Genomic DNA, 18,179 nt, shown 5'->3' with positions numbered 1-18,179 from the left:
GATAATATAAATTCAAAATCAAATTATTACATAAACAGAGAATTTAAGAAGAATAAAAGAATTGCAGATGAGATATTTTTTAATTTATATTTTGAACAAGTAATTACTCCAGAAGTAATAGAAGCTCAATTATCACAAAAGGTTTGGCTTACAATGCAGTCAGAAGAAGATTTCAAGATCGCTTTATCAGCTGTTCCTGATAATTCTCTAGAAAACGTTGTTGATAACTTAATTGAATATGAGCGAGGCTTTACTAAAGAAATAGCTCTTGCCACTATACCAACATTATATAAGCATTTACCAAGAGTGCCCGAAAAAGAACGAGGGTTCTTTGACTTTGAGGCAGATATGGTTTGGAGCCGCTTAGTTTATAGATTACTTAGAAAACTTCCGGAGAAGGATAAAAAAGAGACTATTACTCAACTATTAAATTCTAGTGATCTATATGGACAATATCAAATTGTAGGAATTATTGGATATCGAGAGGGGCGAGGGCATAAATTAGTATCTGAATCGGATGCAAAAGACTTAGAGGAAATATTTTTAAATAATATTCGCTCTGCAACAATTAAAGAACTTGCAGGAACCTATAATTTGTCACATATAATCTATTTCTTTGTTTCAATTGGAAACCTTTTTTCTGATGATATATTAAGTTCCCCTGAAGTATTTTTATCATTACTTAAATCTTCAATATCAGAACGTAAATCTCAAAGAGGGGATGATCCTACAATACATAGAGAGAAAATTCTACTTTGGGATGTCTTAATTAAAATTTGTGGAGATGAGGATAAAGTAAATAGTTTAATTGAAAAAATAGCTGAAGATGAAGAACTTAGAAATAAAGATTATATGGAACTTGCAATTAAATATAAGAATGGATACCGACATAAAAAATCAATGAATCATGAAGATGATTTAGATGAGTTTTAATGCTTTTTTCAAAAGAACAAGCGGTAAGATTTTGCAAAAAATTTGCAAGATTTCACCGCTTATTTTTTCCCATGCACGGCAAAGCCGTACATGGTTACGCATAATTCAGCCCCGCTGGGGCTGTGTTCTCCAACACGAGTGGCAACGCCACTCACTTATGATTAACCGATTGCGACGCAGTCGCGTCGGATTGAGGCGGCACTAGCGTGGACGCTGGCGCTATCTTTCTTTATTAGCACAATCTGTTGGTGCACGCTTCCTAGCGTGTGCCTAATTTCAATAAAAAAACACCTGAAAAACTCACTGCTCTTTATTTACTTTCTACGGCACGCGTTAGGAAACGCGCACCAGCATAAGCGTTAAACAAAAAAAGTGCGGTAAAATTTTTCAGCCTTTTTAGATTTATTGCAGCAACCAATCCACCACATAAATCACTTCAATTCCATCAATCTCTGTTTGTTCGTAATAAGATCTTTTTATAGTTATCTTTAATATACAAAAGATTATCGGTTTCATGGGTATTTTCAGGGATTTCAAAGGCGACTTGTACATATAAAATCTCATCGGCTTTTCGGGCGATAAAATCAATTTCTTTACTGTCGAGTTTACCGACATCTACGGTATAACCTTACCCTACTTTTTACATTATAATTACGCTATCATACCCACCTTTAATTTTTCTCGTAAAGTATTATGTTCAACAAATTCAAACTTGCCTTAATCGGCATTACATTAGCGACGCTTTTTGGCTGTACAACAACGCCTAACAAGCAACAGCAAAAAAAATCTGCTCAAGCACTATATCTGAAAGAAGAGATTACACAGTCGGAATTAAATAACCCGAAAGATTACAAACGCTATTACTATGTTTGTAAACATGCTGTGACAGGAGAACGATCATCACTAACCACCTATTTTCCCCTTTCACGCGAGAGCCGAAAAAAAGAGAATTTTGGTATCTATTTTCAGCTAAATGGTGGGAAAGCTGTGCCGTTCGATCATATTCACAATAGAGAATTAAATGCTCGCGGAACGCGTTTCGAGGTTATTTATCGTTCATATTACCCAATTGAAGGAAGCACCATTGAGCTTGTAGCACGCCAACATGGTTCAACTTACTACAAAATTTATCAAGGTCAGCGAATAGATTGGTTGAATTGTAAAGGTGGCTAACGTTAGTCAATAAAAAAGCGGTGAAATTTGCAGAATGTTTTGCAAATCTCACCGCTTATCTTTATGACCTAGATTATTTACCTAAATTACTAAAGAAATTCTTCACGCTATTTAGAAACCCTTCTTGCTGAGGGCGATGTTGGCTTTTGCCTTCTAAGCTCTCTTCTAATTTGCGGAGTAACTCTTTTTGCTCTTCATTGAGGGAAACCGGCGTTTCAACAATCACGCGACAGATTAAATCGCCCGCGTAACCACCTCTTGCACTCATCACACCTTTACCACGCACGCGGAACAGTTTGCCTGTTTGGGTTTCTGCTGGGATTTTGAGTTTTAATTTACCGTCTAAGGTTGGCACTTCAATTTCGCCACCTAAAGCCGCAAGAGTAAAGCTAATAGGCACTTCACAGTAGAGGTTTGAGCCGTCGCGTTCGAAAATTTCGTGTTCACGAACGTGAATCACCACATATAAATCGCCAGCTGGTGCACCATTCTCGCCTGCAGCCCCCTCGCCTGATAAGCGGAGTTGGTTACCAGTGTCTACGCCTGCTGGAATAGTGACGGATAAGTTTTTCGTTTTTTGAATGCGCCCGTCACCGTGGCAAGAGTGGCACGGTTTTTCGATTTTTTTACCTGTACCGTGACAAGTCGGACAGAGACTTTCGGTCATAAAGAAGCCTTGCTGACGGCGTACTCGACCTGAACCGTGGCAGTGCGGACAAGTTTCCACTTTAGAATCTTTTTCTGCACCACTACCGTGGCAGCTATCACACTCAGCTAATGTAGAAAGACGAATATCTTTTTTACAGCCTTTTACTGCTTCTTCTAAAGTAATTTCGATATCGTAACGTAAGTCATCGCCACGTACAACACGTTGACGACGCCCCCCGCCAGCACCGAAACCACCACCGAACATTTCGCTGAAGATGTCTTCAAAGCCACCGAAACCGCCACCACCAAAGCCTTCGAATCCGCCAAAGCCGCCTGCACCGCCACCGCCTTGTTCAAAGGCCGCATGACCATATTGGTCGTAAGCTGCACGTTTTTCAGCATCGCCTAGTACTTCATAAGCTTCGTTGATCTCTTTAAATTTTTCTTCTGCATCTTTGCTGCCTTGGTTTTTATCCGGGTGGTGTTTAGATGCTAAACGTTTATAAGCACGTTTGATATCGTTCTCACTTGCCCCTTTTTGTAAGCCAAGGACTTCGTAATAATCTTTTTTTGCCATAGTTTTTATTTAATAGGAGTAAATTTTACAGTAATATAAAGAATTAATAATATTCCATAAAATAAGCCATATTTTCTATTTAGGCTATCTTTTGTACTATCATCCAACTCCTTGCCTATAAAAGAAAATATATAAAATATTACAGAATATGTTGAAGAAGTAATAAAAACCATCTTATATAAATCGTGCCATTCTTCTAAAGTCCCGAAATTAGATAAATATAGTGGTAATTCATTTAACATAACTGGCATAAGGAATATTACAGTAAGTGTTATGCTTACAAATATATAAAAACTAGAAATAAAGAACTTATGTAGTAATATTTTACTGGCAAACCAATTCTGAATATCAGTTAACTCTTTTATTTGTAGGTTTTGTAACGTTAATGAAAGCAATGTGATTATTGTAATCAATATATCAATACGTTCTTTTGAATTACTAATTATATATAGAACAAAAGCCCAAATTAATAAAGTTACAAAATATCTTATAATATTTTTCATTTTTATAAGTAAAAGGGGAATAGATATTCCCCTATAATCATTGAGAAAATTAAAGATTATTTATTATCCTTCACTTCCTCAAACTCTGCATCCACAACACCATCATCTTTTGCTGATGATTGTTGTGGTTGTTCGCCCGCTTGTGCTTTTGCTTGCGCTGCTTGCATTAACGGTTCAGACGCTTTGATTACTGCTTCAATTTTCGCTTCAATCTCTGCTTTGTCTTCACCTTTTGCTGCAGTTTCAAGTTCGCTTACTGCTGCTTCAATTTTCTCTTTATCTGTAGCACTCAATGCATCGCCAGCTTCTGCAATTTGTTTGCGAGTTGCGTGTGCGATACCGTCTGCTTGGTTACGCGCTTGAACTAACTCTTCAAATTTACGGTCTGCATCAGCATTTGCTTCTGCATCACGAACCATTTGTGCAATTTCTTCATCAGATAAACCAGAAGACGCTTGAATGCGGATTTGTTGCTCTTTACCCGTATTTTTATCTTTTGCTGATACGTTGATTACGCCGTTTGCATCGATATCAAATGTTACTTCGATTTGTGGCATACCACGCGGTGCAGGGTTGATACCTTCTAGGTTAAATTGACCTAAAGATTTATTGTCTGCTGCACGTTTACGCTCACCTTGTAACACGTGGATAGTTACCGCTGCTTGGTTATCTTCCGCAGTTGAGAACACTTGCGATTTTTTAGTTGGAATCGTGGTGTTTTTCTCAATTAAGGTTGTCATCACGCCACCCATGGTTTCGATACCAAGTGATAATGGGGTTACGTCTAATAATAGAACGTCTTTCACATCACCTTTTAATACGCCACCTTGAACTGCAGCACCAATTGCCACCGCTTCATCTGGGTTTACATCTTTACGAGCTTCTTTACCGAAGAATTCAGCTACTTTTTGTTGCACTAATGGCATACGAGTTTGACCACCCACGAGAATGATATCGTGGATTTCGTTTACGCTCTTACCTGCATCTTTTAATACTGCTTTTAATGAGTCAATTGAGCTTGCTACTAAATCTTCAACTAAAGCTTCTAATTTCGCACGGGTTACGCTGATTGCTAAATGTTTAGGACCTGTTGCATCTGCTGTGATATACGGAAGGTTCACTTCAGTAGATTGCGCTGATGAAAGTTCGATTTTCGCTTTTTCAGCTGCTTCTTTCACACGTTGTAATGCCATTGGGTCGTTACGTAAATCAACGCCTTGCTCTTTTTTGAACTCATCAATGATATAGTCGATTACACGGTTATCGAAGTCTTCACCACCTAAGTGAGTGTTACCACCTGTTGCTAATACTTCAAAAGTTTGTTCGCCGTCGAAGTTATCAATTTCGATAATTGAAATATCGAATGTACCGCCACCTAAGTCGTAAACTGCGATTACTTGGTTCTCTTTGCTTGAACCTAAACCGAATGCCAACGCAGCCGCTGTTGGTTCGTTGATGATACGTTTTACATCTAAGCCTGCAATTTTACCTGCATCGATAGTTGCTTGACGTTGTGCGTCGTTGAAGTATGCAGGCACAGTAATTACTGCTTCAGTTACCGCTTCACCCAAGAAATCTTCTGCAGTTTTTTTCATTTTTTTCAATACTTCAGCAGAGATTTGCGGTGGGGCTAATTTATCACCTTTTACATTTACCCAAGCATCACCATTGTCAGCACGGGTAATTTCAAAAGGCATAATTTTAATATCACGTTGTACTTCTTCGCTTTCAAAACGACGACCGATTAAACGTTTGATCGCGAATAAAGTGTTTTTCGGGTTAGTTATCGCCTGACGTTTTGCCGGCTGACCAACTAAAGTTTCGTTATCTGTATATGCAATGATTGACGGAGTCGTACGTGCCCCTTCTGCATTTTCAATCACGCGCGCTTTGTCGCCGTCCATTACTGCTACACAAGAGTTTGTTGTACCTAAGTCAATACCAATGATTTTTCCCATAATAATTTTCCTTCTAAAAATTCGTTACTTAATTGAGTACCCACAAGATAAGGATGCTTTTTGTTATTTCAAGGCATAATTTAAAATCTTGTAAGTTTAGTATAAAAAGAATGGAGCAAATTTTTACTTCGCTCATTCAGACGCAACCATAAATAAGGACAAAAAAGCCCCCTTCAAGGGCAAAAACAAAAAAATTTGCAAAATTTTGAGAAAATTTGACCGCTTGTGACTAGTTTTTAGAATAAAAATTTCGTAAATTGGCATTGTTTTTACTTTCTATTTTTCAAAGGTTCAATGATGAAAAAATCAAAATTAGCTATTGGCGTGGTTGTTGCACTTGGCGTAGTTTGGGCGGGCGGAGCTTGGTTTACAGGTCAAAAAGCAGAAACCGAATATAAACGTCAAATTGAATATGCAAACCAACAATTTAAAGCTCTGGGCATTTCTAATACATTCAATATTGAATATAAAAACAAATCCTTTGAGCGAAATTGGTTTAGTTCTCAAGTAGAAGATGAACTTATTGTTGCAATTCCTCGCGAATCAAAAGAGTGGAAAATTCCGTTTTCAACGAAACTCTATCACGGTCCGTTGCCTTTAAATCATTTAGCTAAATTTAATCTTATTCCTGCCCTCTTTTCAGCAGAAGGTTTCATTGGTAAAAACGAATCGACACAACTGTTATTTGATTTAACTAAATCAGAAAAACCATTGCAATATCAAGCCTCAACCAGCTATGGCTTAAGTACAAAAGGTTCGCTAACACTTGCTAAGGGAGAAGCAACAAATTCGAAATTTACTGCTCAATGGTCTGATGTTGAACTAAATTTTGATGCCAATAAAGATTTCAAAGGTGCTTATAGTTTAGAAACCAATGAGTACAGGCTCAATTCATCTGAAGACCCAAGCACATTCTCTTGGAAAGGCTTGAAGTATGAAATAACATTTGAGCCAACAAAATGGCAATATCTCTACACAGGAAAAGGCACATCAACGACAGAGCAATTTGAAATGACTGTAGTTGATAATGCAGGTAATCCGATGTCTTATGCAGAAAAAGGTACAAAATCTACTACAGAAATTTCTGTTAACGGGGATGTAATCGACTTCAAAGGCAAAAATATTGTTGATGAAGTGCTCTTAGACGGAAAAAGCTTAGGCAAATTAACTTACAACAATGAGTTAAACCATATTGATGCCAATGCTTTGAACGCACTGATTGAAGGCTTTATTGAAGTAGTTAAAGCATCTAACCACGAAAATGCAGATTTAATGACAAAAATCATTATGCAAGACTGGGTTAAAACTCACGGTATGGCAATATTAAATAACCAGCCACAAATCAAAATTAACCCAATTTCTCTTTCTGATGAAAAAGGCAAGCTTGAATTAGATGTAAACATAGCATTAGCCAAAAATCCAACATTTGATTTAATGCGTGGCAATTTTTATAAACAATTTACTGATTTTGCAATTGACGTTCAGCTAAACAAAGCAACGGTTGAAAATATCATTGATAAATTGGTGCCTGAAGCAGAAAAAGCCAATGCAAAAGCAAAAATTGCCGCAAGCTTTGCTGAAGCGGAACAAAATGGCATTGCTGTGAATGGTGAAAAATCCGTTACCATAAAACTTGTGCTAGAAAATGGCGAGTTAAAATTAAACGGCACAGCTATTCCAGAACAGCAAGTCCAAAATGCCATCTTTATGCTATTGATGAGCGGTGCACTTCCTCATTAATTGCTAAAAAACCAGAGAGGATTTATGGCACTACACCGTTGCCCTGAATGTCGCAAAAAAATCAGCGAAAGCGTGCAAGCCTGCCCACATTGTGGCTTCTCGTTTAAAGAGGCAGATTTAGAAATCTACCGTCAAAAACTTGAACAACGCCGAAAGATTAACAAAGAAATCAACCGCCAAAGCAATAAACTTCAACTGGTTTGGCTGTTGATCTTCGCCGTAGTGTTAGGTGTGGCAAGTTGGTGGGTAAATAGATAATCTAAGTTGGTAAATCTTTAAGTAAAAAAGACCGCTTGGAGAAATAATTTACAAGCGGTCTTTCTATCCAATAATCTTAACATAACCCTCTTTCAACCATTTTCATTTTTCTCTCGCCAAATCCAACATTTCCTGAGCATTCGCTAATACCGCATCGGTAATTTTGCTTCCGCCTAACAAACGGGCTAGGGCATTGATGCGTTCTTGTTCAGAAAGCAAGCTCATTTGTGTTTCGGTTTGGTTGTCTTTCACATATTTTTGCACGTTGAAATGTTGATGTCCGTGACTTGCTACTTGTGGTAAGTGGGTCACGCAAAGCACTTGACATTTATTGCCTAATTGGCGTAATAATTTGCCTACGGTTGTGGCAGCAATACCACTAATTCCCACGTCAACCTCATCAAAAATAATGGTCGGGGTAGAAAGTTTGTTAGCTGTTAAAACTTGTACAGCAAGAGAAATGCGTGAAAGCTCACCGCCCGATGCAATTTTAGCCAGAGGTTGAGCATTTTGCCCCAAGTTACTGCGTAAATTAAACTCAACGAAATCAGCCCCGTTTGGTGTGAGTTTTTTCACATCGTGCTGAATATCAATGTAAAATTCGCCATTTTCCATCGAAAGTGCTTTGATTTGAGCAGTTACTTGCTCTGCTAATTTTTGAGCAGCGGATACACGCTCTTGGTAAATTTGTTCTGCTAACGCCACACATTCACGATATGACTTTTTCTCATCAGCAATCAGTTGCTCTTCGTTATCTTCAAAATCAACGAGCTTTTGCAGTTCATCTTGTAATACGCTGTGATGTTGCCAGAGCTCATTTGGCGAAACATAGTGTTTTTTCGCAAGCGACATTGCACGGGCAATGCGTTCGTCAAGTTCTGCCAATAATTCAGGATCTTGTTCAATGCCACCTGCCAGTGCGCGCACTTCTGAACTTGCCTCTTGCACTTGGATCAAAGCTTCATTGAGCATATCGAGCGAAGATTGGTAGTTTGCATCTACCTCCACCAAATCTTCCAAATAACGAATGGCGTTATAAATCAGCGAATCCGCATTTGAGTTATCATCGCTCAATAAATCCAACACCGATTGCGACATTTCGGTAAGTTCTTCGGAATTAGATAGACGAGTGTGTGTCTCTTCCATTTCCTCAAATTCGCCCTCTTTAATGTCGAACTCATCCAGTTCATCTACCTGATATTGCAACAGCTGTTTGCGCGCTTCATTCTCTTTGCATTGTTGGTGGAAATTTTTTACTTGCTGATGTAATTTTCGCCATTTGTTGTACTGTTCTTGCATCTTGCCAAGCAAGCTGTGGATGCCTGCATAATTATCCACAAGCTCAAGTTGATATTCACTCTTTAACAGCAATTGCGGGGCATGCTGACCGTTCAAGTGAATCAAATATTGTCCTAATTCACGCAATTGAGAAATTGGCAATGGGCGATTATTCACAAAGGCTTTCGAACGCCCTTCAAGGTTAATCATTCGGCGTAAAATACACTCGTGTGGATTATCTTCATCTAACAATTCGTGATCTTTCAACCACAAATAGGCAGGGCTATTTGGCTGCATTTGGAAAGTCGCGGTAATATCGGCTTTATCCGCACCATTGCGGATCATACTACTCTCAGAACGGTAGCCCAAGCAAAGCCCAAGGGCATCAATTGCAATGGATTTCCCTGCGCCCGTCTCGCCCGTAATGACCGACATTCCTTCAGAAAGCTCAAGATTAAGATGGCGGACAATCGCAAAATTGTTGATAGTCAGTTGAGTAAGCATAACAAACACCTGTACAAATAGTAACTTGTATTATATTACACTTGATTTAATATACAGTAAAGTGTTTTTATACAATAAAAAAGGCTAAATTTCTCGAATCAGATCCAAACTTAGCCCTTAATATCTTAATAAAAGTATCTTAATAAAACTTCACTTCAAATGCTTTCTGAAGTTCTTCAACATTCTCCACTTTCTCAAACCCTTGTGGTGAAATAGCATCAGCGGCTTTTACTTTTGTGCCCAATGCCTGGCTGATGAAGACCAAACCCTGTTGCTCAATCACCGCATTTTGATAGAACGCCAAAATGTCATTTTTCGTCAAATTTTTCACCGCCTGAACAAGCTGCTGTTTACGATCAAATTGTTGATTGCCACGGGCATAATCAAAGGCAAAGTTTTCAAATTCTTGTGAGATCGATTCAGGCTTTCTTTCTAATTTATTTAATAGACTCTCTTTAAATTGCTGGAATTCTTGCTCAGTTAAAGCGGTCAATTTTTGCAAACTTTCTGCAAAAAAGTGTTCATTATGTTGCATAATCCCTTTCGGGCTCGTATTTGGACTTTGCACCATAAAACGAATACCGGATGTTTTGCCTACTTTTGCTTGAGTTGCATACACCACATAGCCTAATTGTTTATTAGTGCGTAAATCATCAAAATACCAGCGAGAAATAATATCTTTCAGTAACATTGCTCGCACTTCGCCTGCCAACTCATCATAGCCTTTTGCCATATAAGCAATCGAGAGAGCATTATCTTCATTTGGTACAAATTTAATGGCATTTAATTTTCTTGTGCTTTGGTTAATATCTAAATAGCGATATTTAGCTAATTCACTATTATTATTTTTAGCTGTTTTTTCTAGCTCAGAAATAATATTCTTAACTTGATTATCCGTAAAATTACCTACCGATAAAGCCCGCACACTTGTGGCTTTTGATAATAATTTCTCTCGAATAGATTGAATATCTTTTAACGTAATTTTGTCGATCATCTCACGCTGTTTATCCTCTTCAAAATAAGGATAACTAGAGAAATTCACAAAGATTTCATTTGCTTGATTTAAACTATTCTCTTTACGTTTTCCATCTAAGGCTTCAATTAAACGCTGTTTCGCTTGCACTAAATATTTTTCATTTAATTCAAATTGGCTAAATTGTTGCATTTTATCTTGCATTAACTGAGCCAAATGCTGTGTATAACCTTCTGCCCGTAATGAAAAACCATTTTCGATTAACGATAAGCTAGCCTCCATCCCTGCCACAGAAGATTGGAAATCCACTTTTGCTTGAGCTAATTCATTCATATAACTCAAAATTGTCGCACTGATGCTTTCTTTTAAGCTATCTGTTCTTGGCGTAATCGAGAAATTAACATCAATACGAGCCTTCGGATCATTAGAAAAATATTGGCTTGACATTGCATAAAGTTGCGTGCCTTTTTCTTCCTCAATCAATTTCGGCAAAGTTCTTTTATCTTCTTTAATTAAAGAAAAGTCAGTAGTGAAATAAGGATTTAATTCAGGTAATTTGATTTCAGGATTTTTACTGAAATTTAGCAATGCTTTTTTCTGTTCATCACTTATTTTTTTAATAGAGAAACCCGCTTCAAAATAAGGCGATTTCTTATCAGTTTTTACATCATCACTAACCAATAAAATACGTGCATTATCGATATTCATTTCAGCTAATTTTTCTTCAATCGCTTTTTTATCCATATTTTCAACTAGATAATCCGCATCTAAAATATGTTCTAAAGGGTAAAATAGCATTTGTTCTGCGAGAGCTTCAATATAATTCCCGTTTTTTTCGACTTGTAAATGAGTAAATTCTTGTTTTAAGCTCTCACGTACTTCATTAAAATAATTTTCTTGAATACCTTGCTTTTTAACTTGTTCAATTTGTTGGAAAATAAGCGAGATAATTTTTTCTTTCTCTTTTAGTCCTTTTTCAGTTAAAGCCACATAAAATGTAAAACTACCACGATTTCTACTTGCATTTGCTGTTGCTTGAGCAGAAATGCCACTATCCGATAAACCTTGTTTAATTAAATAATCCGATAAAGTTCCATCAGTATTATTATTGAAAAGATAAGCTAAATATTCTCCTGTTTTATTCGCAAATTTGTCTTCATCATTTTGCATATCAAATGAAATAGCTAACATTTTCATTGGTTGAATAGGCTTATAGGAGATTATTACTCCCTTGTCTTCTTCTCTAAAAAGCGGAATATCTATTTTGGGTTCAATTAAATGTTTATTTTCTACGTTACCTAAAGTTTTCTCGGCTAATTTTACTAATTTCTCAATTGGTTGGTTAGAATATAACACCGCTTTCATCAAATTTGCAGAATAATATTTTTTATAAAAATCTTCTAATTCAGTTTGCAATAAACTATTTGGTTTATCTGAAAGTGTTTCTTTATTTCCCACTGTGAATTTTGTGATTGGATGTGCAGGGTTAGAAGTAGCTAAATTAACGCTATTTAATAAATGCCCATCACTTGATTTTGCACGCACCATTTCAGCATTCACTGCATTCACTTCTTTTTCCGCATTTTCCTTAGAAAGCAGTGGAAATGCGAGCGTGTCAGCAAAGCGAGTAACTGCTTCATCGAATGCATCGTTATTTACTTCCAAATAATAAGCGGTACGATAAGCTGTAGTTGAGGCATTATTGTAGCCCCCGTTTTTGTTTAAAAAATTATCTAAGCTGTTGGTTTCTGGGAAGTTTTTTGATCCCATTAAGATCATGTGTTCTAAATAATGTGCTAAACCTTGCTGAGAAATCGGATCTTCCATCGAACCGATGGGAATTGCCATCGATATTAAGGACTTATTCGCCTTTTCATCAGAAATCAATAATACTGTCATCCCATTATCTAATTTAATGCCTTGATAAATAGCTTTATCATTCGGACTTTTATTGATTTGCGTTTTAATCAATTCAAAGCCTAAATTAGTGTAAGCCTGTTCTTGAATAATAGCGGTCTGATTTTGATTATTTTCTGCAAATGCAGTAGGTGTCACATTCAGTGCCAAAAATGTAGAAAGAATCGCATAACGAATAGCGTGATTTAATTGTGTTTTCTTCATATTTATTTTTATTATCCTTTATTTTTAGATTCTTGCATTAAATCAAACCAATCTAATGTTGTTTGGTGAATATGAGCATAATCTAATTTTTCACTTTGATTAAGAATACGTTGTAGATAGATATTCTCATCATTATAACTTTTTGCAATTTCAATCAGTTTATTTTCACAATCTTTTTCGATATTTTCAGAAATATCGTCAAAATAATTATCTAAACTTGAGGTAATTGCCAACTCAAACGTAACAAAGCTGCGTAAATAGGCAGAAACATAAATTTCAAGCTGTTGCTTCGCTTGTTCTTTTTCTATTTTATTAAAACTGAGTTTAGCTAACGCTTCATTATTTAGATAATAGAAAATAGGTGAGTTTTCTTTTCCTGATAAAATTGAGACAAGATAATAAATCCAAAGTTTAATCACATCTTTATCTCGTAATGCTCCCGTTCTCCATAACACAATATCATTACCAAATTGATGCGGAATATTGCCGACAAGTTCGGTTTGATCGAGCGTTAAATTGATTTCAAGCACTTGACTATCTTGATTTAAATAACCAGCTAAACCTGAACGCATATTCTCAATCCGAGAATTTAATTCTTCTTGTTTTAATTTACCAAAATTCAGCACTAGCGAATTCCCTTTTAGATCTTCTTTTTCAAAGAAATTATCTAGCTCTTCACCTTTGATATTTAATAGTTCATCTAATAGAGTGTATTCATCTAAACGAGAAAGTGAAAAATGTTCAGTTTCTTCAATACTCTCCTCATTTGAACTAAAGTTCACGCCTAATCGACGAGTGAAAAAATAACTAGCAGGGGCTTGAATAAAGCTAATCAAATCATCTAATTCAATATATTTTGGTAATTCTATTTCATTAACAATTTTTTCTGAAATAAATTCTTTAACTTCAGTATTATTTTGAGCCAAGGGCAACCACTCTTTATCATAAGAAAGATAGTTTTCTTTGAAATTATTTGGACTAAATACCGTAACCGGATGATTCTGAATAAGTTGTGCTTTTTCTTCTAAATCAGAGTGCTCAATTAAATAATCCATTAATTGAGAAACTAATATCGATGGAAAATACTCTTTATTATTGACTAATGATTGACCAATATAACTAATATAAAAAATCTCTTGAGCAGAGAGCAATGCTTCTAAGAATAAGTAACGGTCATCATCTCGTCTTGCACGGTCACCTTTTTGTGTATGATATTGCATTAAATCAAAACTATTGGTTTGTTGCTGTCTTGGAAAATCTGCTTCATTCATTCCCAATAAACAAACTACTTTAAATGGAATTGCTCGCATTGGTAATAATGTGCAGAAATTCACTTTTCCTGCTAAAAATTGTAAATGACTTTGTTGATAATTTAATTTTTCTTTCAAAATTGAACTAATAATATCAATTGAAATCGGTTGTTGATATTTTGTTTGTTCAATTAATGCATAGCATTTTTCAATTTCTTCGGAAATCAATAATAATGCATTAGTCGTCATCTCATTTTCTTGATAGAAATGATTGACCACATATTCCAGCATTTCTTTCCATTCAGAAGCAGTATGATTTTCCTGTAAAAAATTCGCCCAATCGGTTAATTTTTCAATAAAATTTGCTAAATAACCCGCTTGTTCTGAAATCAATCCATAACTCTCATTAAAAGCAATCGTATTATGCCAAATACCGCTCTCTTCTTTTAAGCTTGTGCCAAGCAATAAACGACTTAAACCATTTTCCCAAGAATTATAATTATTCCATTGTTCATCTTTCTGAATTATGAGTTCTGCACGAATACCGCTTGCTTTAATCCAATTTCTTAATAAAGCAATATCGTTTTCACATACATTAAATTTCTCACCAATCGCTTTAACTTCTAATAAATCTAATATTTCTTCTGCACTAAATCTGCTTTCTTTCATTGAAAGCAGATAAATAAAGCTAGAAAGAATAGGATCAATTTCACTAATTTTCTGATCTGAAATCGTAAATGGAATATAACGCTTATCTTTTACACCTTTTTCATATTTTTTGTCATAACGAGCAAATACAGCTTGAATATAAGGTGCATATTGTTCAATATTTGGCGACATCACAATAATATCTTTTGCCGATAATGTTTTATTTTCTTCGAAAATATATAGCAATTGATTATGTAAAATTTCAACTTCTCGTAAAATACTATGTGCTGAATGAATTTGAATCGAATGATCTTGTTTAAAATCTAAATCAAGCTCGTTATGATATTCTAAAATCGCTTGTTTAACTTGGCTTAGATTATGACCATCGAAAGGTGGAATAAAGCCTTCAATAACATCGTGTTCTTCTTCCACTAATTGTGCTAAGAAATCTCGCCCTTGTTTGCCCCAAATCGCAAGTAATTGATTGCCTTGTTGTGATAATAAATTCTCAATATCTTCTTGAGAGAGTTGTTGTTTTAACGCGAGTTTTTCTAATACACTATCTTCAATACTATCTCCCCAATATTTTTCACTTGGGTTTAAAAAGAATAAATGAATATCGCAATGCTCACTTAACTTGCGTAATACGGCAAGCTGTGAAGGTGGGAGTGAAGAAATACCAAAAACAAAAATACGTTTTGGCAATTTTTGTTGTTCTTCTTCAGTTAAATTATCTAATTTTTCAAAATATAAATTTTGTAAATAGGCACGGTGTGAGGTAGTAAATAAAAGTTCATCGTAATCTTTTTTGGTATCCTCAATCAATAAATTCCATAAAATACTTTGCCAAAGTACATTTTCGGCAATATCTTCTTCATTTTTAATTTTATTGGAAAAATGATGTTTAATTTCATCAATGATTAACTGTTGATTATTCTTTTCCCAAGAAACTAACCAATGTGGACGATAAACTAAGTATTGGTCGAAAAGATCAGCAATTTTATTCGCTAATTGATAAAGGCGTAAATCCGAACCCTCTTTTTCAGATTTAAGATAAGCTCGTAAGGCACTAAAGCCTTCTTTCTCAAGTACGTTCGGAATAATTCGCATCAAGCGCCACGCCATAACAGAGCGTTCAAAAATATTTTCTTTCGGCAGGTAAGGAAAAACAAGGCGATATTGTTGCCAAATAAAACTGGTCGGAAATGGGAAGTTGTAATTACCTGCAATGCCTGTTTGCTCAGCAATTTCCATTTGTAGCCATTGAGCCATTCCGATACTTTGTACCAAAATGGTTTCTTCGGCAAAAGGATCGGGATTTGGGGAAATTTTTTGGTGCTGAATAAGCATTGACGCTAAGGCATTGAGATCATTGGAATAATAAACGGTGAACATACTAAAACCCTCATAGAACGAGCCATTTTGCTTGAATTGGCTAGAATATTCAACGCTTTTAGCCGATTACTTCACTTTAATTTCAACATGCCCCATCGGATAACTGACCTTTATTAACTCCCCACTACATTGGATGGTAAATCTCACATCATTTTCGACCGATTGCGACTCGCAACTTAGCCCTGCCATTCTTAACGCAATCTGGTTTTCCGCAATTTGTAGTGCCTGCTGTTGCTGGTAATTTCTTGCGCCACGTTCAAGCTGAGTTTTCTGCCAAGCGGTGAAATTTAACGCAAAAATTGCAAATAGCGTTAATGCGACCAACAATGAAACCAAGCTTTCCGCTTTTAATTGTTTAACCATACTATTTATTATTTAAGATATTTTTTGAATCCGGCACAATATGCCATTTTGAATATTTCTGTTCTAAATTATCAACTACAGCTCTTCTAAAGGTTAGATTCCGCTCTTCTCGTTCATTATCAAATGTGGAATAAAGCACACCATATACTTTTTTAGATCCTGTAATATCAAAATGGTAGTCGGTAATAATAATGCCGTAAAAATGTTCGTCTAATCTCTCTTCAATCGCCTTTTTTGCCACAACAATTTTAGGATCGTCTTCACTATTTTTAGGTAATTCAGATAATGAATTAATATAAATAATTTGAGAAGCGTAATTGTTTAAATCTAACCAATTTTCAATATTATCTACTGCAATATATTTATCTTTTGTCGGTTTTGGTTTAATAAATAAACTGCTCATTTCACATTGGTAAGAATAAATAATTTCACCTATTTTTTCTTCAATCATCTCTTTTTTATTTATTGCACATTGATCTTGGTGTACTATCTTCAATAGCGCTAATTTGGATGATAAATATTGTTGGTAATAGCCATTTACCACACTTTCTTGCCTTAACCAATTTTCTTTAGTTAAAAATAGTAACGTGAGAATAGTTGCTAAAATCAGTAATGAACTTAATAAACTACTGGCATCTAATTTCTTCATTGCGTGAGTCCATTTAACAAATAAGTATAAACCGTTAAGTGATAATTTATTTTTTTATCTTTAATTGAAGAAAGTGTTAATTCAATTTGCATCAATTCATTCTGTTTTTTCCAATTAAATTGGAATTTATCGACCAAATACTCCTCTTTAGAGGTAAATTTTGTCCATTTATTTTCGCAGCTATCTAATAGTGTTTTACATTGTTCGCTCAAACAATTTTCAAAACGGTTATCAGCATAAAGGTGGATCTCTTTTTCTTCTAATTTAAAGCCAAAAACTTCTTTTGCTAGATCTTTAGTATTATTTAGTTTTCCGTTTCTACATAATGACTTTTTCGTCGCTCGTTTGCCTAAACAACCATCACCGTTGAGATCATAAAAAAAGATTAAACATTGATTATTTAATACAAAACGTTGGTTATCTTTCTCAAACAATTCAAAATTACTCTCTTCTTTATTATTGCCTTGATAACCTAAATGCTGAATATGTTGTTGCAAATAATGTGCTAATTGATGGGCTTCTTTTTGTAAGAAAAATTGCTCTTTTTGTTTTTGCCAAGTTACATAATAATTTGAATAAAAGTAAGTAAAAGAGAGCAATAAAATGGAACCTAAACCAAGAGAAATGAGTATTTCTACCAAGCTAAAGGCTTTCAAACGGCTAATCTTTACAGGTACTCCGTTTATTTTTCGGGCTAACATAAATTCTTCCCCACTGATCAAATTGTAGAATTTCACTGGTATTATTTAGGCTAATATTGATACATTTAGACTCTAACCGTCCTGCATTGCCATCAATACTAATAAAAGATTTTGGAAAGAGACTTTTGTTGCGTAATACAATGTTTTTATGTTGGTTTTCATAAAGATGATATTCCTCTTTCAGCACACAACTTTTTATATTTAAGCAATTACAGATTGCTTGTTTACTACTCTCTTTTTGAATAGCAATAATGCACCATTTCTTTTCTGCATCATTTTGTGCAATGGTAAGTGAATAATTCTTTTTTTGAAAACGAGCTTTAGTTTGAATTTGATAAATAAAAGAAGAGAGATTTTCTATTTCACTTTCTAACGCCCATTTATCTTGCAAAGAAAAAAGAATAGGAGAAATAAATAAAATAGAAATAGTAAGAAGCGTTAAGGTAATTAAAATTTCAATTAAAGTAAAAGCTCGCCACATAATCTTTCCTCAAAAGAGAGAACACT

12 protein-coding genes and 2 pseudogenes are annotated in these 18,179 nt (G+C 35.2%); 4 read left to right on the top strand and 10 right to left on the bottom strand.

All coding sequences use genetic code 11. The features are described from left to right. Nucleotides 1-933, top strand: a pseudogene (locus DPV92_RS09300) (KAP family P-loop NTPase fold protein); the annotation flags it as partial. Between the two features lie 402 nt (nt 934-1,335). On the opposite strand, the pseudogene DPV92_RS09295 reads toward DPV92_RS09300, so the two are convergent. Beyond that, nucleotides 1,336-1,561, bottom strand: a pseudogene (locus DPV92_RS09295) (hypothetical protein); the annotation flags it as partial. A 65-nt stretch (nt 1,562-1,626) separates the two neighbouring features. Here DPV92_RS09295 and DPV92_RS09290 point away from each other — a divergent pair. After that, nucleotides 1,627-2,106: a hypothetical protein gene (locus DPV92_RS09290; protein WP_111354628.1), complete on the top strand. Its 480-nt coding sequence runs from the start codon at nt 1,627-1,629 to the stop codon at nt 2,104-2,106. A gap of 73 nt (nt 2,107-2,179) precedes the next feature. On the opposite strand, the gene dnaJ is transcribed toward DPV92_RS09290, so the two are convergent. Continuing rightward, nucleotides 2,180-3,331, bottom strand: a complete 1,152-nt coding sequence (dnaJ, locus tag DPV92_RS09285; RefSeq protein WP_111354627.1) for a molecular chaperone DnaJ — start codon at nt 3,329-3,331, stop codon at nt 2,180-2,182. 559 nt (nt 3,332-3,890) lie between these two features. Then, nucleotides 3,891-5,792, bottom strand: coding sequence for a molecular chaperone DnaK (gene dnaK / locus DPV92_RS09275; RefSeq protein ID WP_111354625.1), 1,902 nt, complete (start codon nt 5,790-5,792; stop codon nt 3,891-3,893). Between the two features lie 294 nt (nt 5,793-6,086). On the opposite strand from dnaK, the gene DPV92_RS09270 reads away from it, so the two are divergent. Together DPV92_RS09270 and DPV92_RS09265 are read left to right on the top strand one after the other, a co-directional pair. Continuing rightward, nucleotides 6,087-7,532 (top strand): YdgA family protein, encoded by a 1,446-nt coding sequence (locus DPV92_RS09270; RefSeq protein ID WP_225791984.1) that lies wholly within the window; start codon nt 6,087-6,089, stop codon nt 7,530-7,532. Between the two features lie 24 nt (nt 7,533-7,556). After that, nucleotides 7,557-7,790, top strand: a complete 234-nt coding sequence (locus tag DPV92_RS09265; protein WP_005709501.1) for a zinc ribbon domain-containing protein — start codon at nt 7,557-7,559, stop codon at nt 7,788-7,790. Between the two features lie 102 nt (nt 7,791-7,892). On the opposite strand, the gene recN is transcribed toward DPV92_RS09265, so the two are convergent. The 7 genes from recN to DPV92_RS09230 form a co-directional block, all read right to left on the bottom strand. Further along, nucleotides 7,893-9,572, bottom strand: coding sequence for a DNA repair protein RecN (recN, locus tag DPV92_RS09260; protein WP_111354623.1), 1,680 nt, complete (start codon nt 9,570-9,572; stop codon nt 7,893-7,895). Nucleotides 9,573-9,711: 139 nt separating this feature from the next. After that, nucleotides 9,712-12,666, bottom strand: a complete 2,955-nt coding sequence (gene ptrA / locus DPV92_RS09255; RefSeq protein ID WP_111354622.1) for a pitrilysin — start codon at nt 12,664-12,666, stop codon at nt 9,712-9,714. Nucleotides 12,667-12,677: 11 nt separating this feature from the next. Beyond that, nucleotides 12,678-15,959: an exodeoxyribonuclease V subunit gamma gene (gene recC, locus DPV92_RS09250; RefSeq protein ID WP_111354621.1), complete on the bottom strand. Its 3,282-nt coding sequence runs from the start codon at nt 15,957-15,959 to the stop codon at nt 12,678-12,680. A gap of 66 nt (nt 15,960-16,025) precedes the next feature. Continuing rightward, entirely contained in the window at nt 16,026-16,322 is a 297-nt protein-coding gene (locus DPV92_RS09245) for a DUF5374 domain-containing protein (protein ID WP_111354620.1), read from the bottom strand. A gap of 1 nt (nt 16,323) precedes the next feature. Next, nucleotides 16,324-16,971, bottom strand: coding sequence for a DUF2572 family protein (locus DPV92_RS09240; protein ID WP_111354619.1), 648 nt, complete (start codon nt 16,969-16,971; stop codon nt 16,324-16,326). Next, nucleotides 16,968-17,672 carry a hypothetical protein gene (locus DPV92_RS09235; RefSeq protein ID WP_111354618.1) on the bottom strand — a complete coding sequence of 235 codons (705 nt, stop codon included), beginning with the start codon at nt 17,670-17,672 and terminating at the stop codon, nt 16,968-16,970. Before DPV92_RS09235 ends, DPV92_RS09240 begins: the two co-directional genes overlap by 4 nt. Continuing rightward, entirely contained in the window at nt 17,632-18,153 is a 522-nt protein-coding gene (locus DPV92_RS09230) for a prepilin-type N-terminal cleavage/methylation domain-containing protein (RefSeq protein ID WP_111354617.1), read from the bottom strand. Before DPV92_RS09230 ends, DPV92_RS09235 begins: the two co-directional genes overlap by 41 nt. Nucleotides 18,154-18,179: the final 26 nt, after the last annotated feature.

The sequence above is a fragment of the Pseudohaemophilus paraphrohaemolyticus genome, assembly GCF_003253115.1.
Lineage (GTDB): Bacteria > Pseudomonadota > Gammaproteobacteria > Enterobacterales > Pasteurellaceae > Haemophilus_A > Haemophilus_A paraphrohaemolyticus_A.
This window is presented reverse-complemented; position numbering and strand designations above follow the sequence as displayed.